Annotated in this window: 1 protein-coding gene; it reads left to right on the top strand. The window is 63.9% G+C overall.

Going from position 1 to position 2747, the window contains the following annotated elements:
* Positions 1–251 precede the first annotated feature (251 nt).
* The coding region (locus EOA28_RS31715) for an adenosylcobalamin-dependent ribonucleoside-diphosphate reductase (protein WP_128315652.1) at positions 252–2747 on the top strand (2496 nt) is incomplete at its 3' end.

Here is a 2747-nt window from a genome sequence, read left to right as displayed (position 1 = left end):
ACGCTAGATAATGTGAACCTCCCTCCACGGAGGGAATCGACAAAAGTTTCAGTTTAGGGACCCGCAAGGGTCGGCCTGCAGCCCGGGCAAATGCCTGGGAAAGCGTTCTGCTGCCTGCATGCCGGCGCCTGCGACGAGGAGAGTGCCGGCGCTGCTCGCAATGCCGGCAAACGGCGGACTGCGCTTTTCGCCATGTGGGGCAGAAATCCCCGGGGAAAGGCGCTATATATAGACACAAAGGGACCGGACCAATGCGCATCGAGCGTCGCTTCACCAAGCCAGACCAGTCTGCCTATGCGGAGATCGAATTCCGCAAGGCCCTGTCGGAGATCAAGAATCCCGACGGCTCGGTGGTGTTCCGCCTCGACAACATCGATGTGCCGGCGCAGTTCAGCCAGATCGCGGCCGACATCCTGGCCCAGAAATATTTCCGCAAGGCCGGCGTGCCGGCGCGGCTGAAGAAGGTCGAGGAGAACGACGTTCCCTCCTTCCTGTGGCGCTCGATCGCCGACGAGGCCGAGCTCGCCAAGCTGCCCGAGGCCGAGCGCTACGGTTCGGAAACCGACGCCCGCCAGGTCTTCGACCGTCTCTCCGGCACCTGGACCTATTGGGGCTGGAAGGGCGGCTACTTCAAGTCAGAGGAAGACGCGCGCGCCTTCCGCGACGAGCTCGCCTATATGCTCGCCACTCAGCGCGTCGCGCCGAACTCGCCGCAATGGTTCAACACTGGCCTGCACTGGGCCTATGGCATCGACGGCCCGAGCCAGGGACACTTCTATGTCGACCCCTTCACCGGCAAGCTGACCAAGTCGAAGTCGGCCTACGAGCATCCGCAGCCGCATGCCTGCTTCATCCAGGGCGTGCAGGACGACCTCGTCAACGAGGGCGGCATCATGGACCTGTGGGTGCGCGAGGCGCGCCTGTTCAAATACGGTTCCGGCACCGGCTCGAACTTCTCCATGCTGCGCGGCGAAGGCGAGAAGCTTTCCGGCGGCGGCCGCTCCTCCGGCCTGATGAGCTTCCTCAAGATCGGCGACCGCGCGGCGGGCGCCATCAAGTCGGGCGGCACGACGCGCCGCGCCGCCAAGATGGTCATCGTCGACGCCGACCATCCCGACATCGAGCAGTTCATCGACTGGAAGGTCAATGAAGAGCAGAAGGTCGCCTCGCTGGTGACCGGCTCCAAGATCGTCAAGAAGCACCTCGAAGCCATCATGAAGGCCTGCGTCAATTGCGAAGGCAATGGCGACGACTGCTTCGACCCGGCGCTGAACACCGCGCTGAAGCGCGAGATCAAGCTGGCCAAGAAGGACGCCGTGCCGGAGAACTACATCTACCGCGTCATCCAGTTCGCCAAGCAAGGCTACACCTCGATGTCGTTCAACACCTACGACACCGACTGGGATTCGGATGCCTACCTCACCGTCTCCGGCCAGAACTCCAACAATTCGGTGTCGCTGAAGGACAATTTCCTGCGCGCCGTCGAGGCCGATGGCGACTGGCAGCTTACCGCGCGCAAGGACGGCAAGGTGCTGAAGACGCTGAAGGCCCGCGATCTCTGGGAAAAGATCGGCTACGCCGCCTGGGCGTCGGCCGATCCGGGCCTGCACTTCAACACGACGATGAACGACTGGCACACCTGCGCTTCCGCCGGTGCGATCCGGGCCTCCAACCCGTGCTCGGAATACATGTTCCTGGACGACACGGCCTGCAACCTCGCCTCGATCAACCTCCTGCCCTACCGCAAGGAAGACGGCACGATCGACATCGCCGCTTACGAGCACACCGTTCGGCTGTGGACCGTCGTGCTCGAAATCTCGGTGATGATGGCGCAGTTCCCGTCGAAGGAGATCGCCAAGCTCTCCTACGACTACCGCACGCTCGGCCTCGGCTACGCCAATATCGGCGGCCTGCTGATGACCTCCGGCATTCCCTACGACTCCGATGAGGGCCGCGCGATCTGCGCAGCGCTCACCGCGATCATGACCGGCGTCGCCTACTCGACCTCGGCCGAGATGGCTTCCGAGCTCGGCGCCTTCCCGGACTATGACCGCAACGCCCAGAACATGCTGCGCGTCATGCGCAACCACCGCCGCGCCGCCTATGGCGACAAGGACGGTTACGAGAAGCTGGCCGTCAACCCGGTGCCTCTCGTCGCCTCCGACCTGAAGCAGCCGGCTTTGGCCGAGCATGCCCGCGCCGCCTGGGACCGCGCCATCGAGCTCGGCGAGGAGCACGGCTACCGCAACGCGCAGGCGACCGTGATCGCGCCGACCGGCACGATCGGCCTCGTCATGGACTGCGACACCACAGGCATCGAGCCCGACTTCGCCCTGGTGAAGTTCAAGAAGCTCGCTGGCGGTGGCTACTTCAAGATCATCAACCGCGCCGTGCCGGAAGCGCTGAGGACGCTCGGCTATTCCGAGAGCCAGATCGCCGAGATCGAGGCCTATGCGGTGGGCCACGGCAACCTCAACCAGGCGCCGGGCATCAACCCGTCGACACTGAAGGCCAAGGGCTTCACCGACGAGAAGATCGCGGCGCTGAACGCGGCGCTGAAGTCGGCCTTCGACATCAAGTTCGTGTTCAACCAGTGGACGCTCGGCGCCGACTGGGTGAAGGAGACGCTCGGCTTCACCGACGAGCAACTCGGCGACTTCTCCTTCGAGATGCTGCCGGCGCTGGGCTTCTCGAAGAAGGACATCGACGCCGCCAATATCCATGTCTGCGGTGCGATGACCCTTGAG

The organism is Mesorhizobium sp. M2A.F.Ca.ET.067.02.1.1 (assembly GCF_004023285.1).
GTDB lineage: Bacteria > Pseudomonadota > Alphaproteobacteria > Rhizobiales > Rhizobiaceae > Mesorhizobium.
Note: the sequence above shows the minus strand (reverse complement) of the source record. Positions and strands in the feature narration are given on the sequence as shown.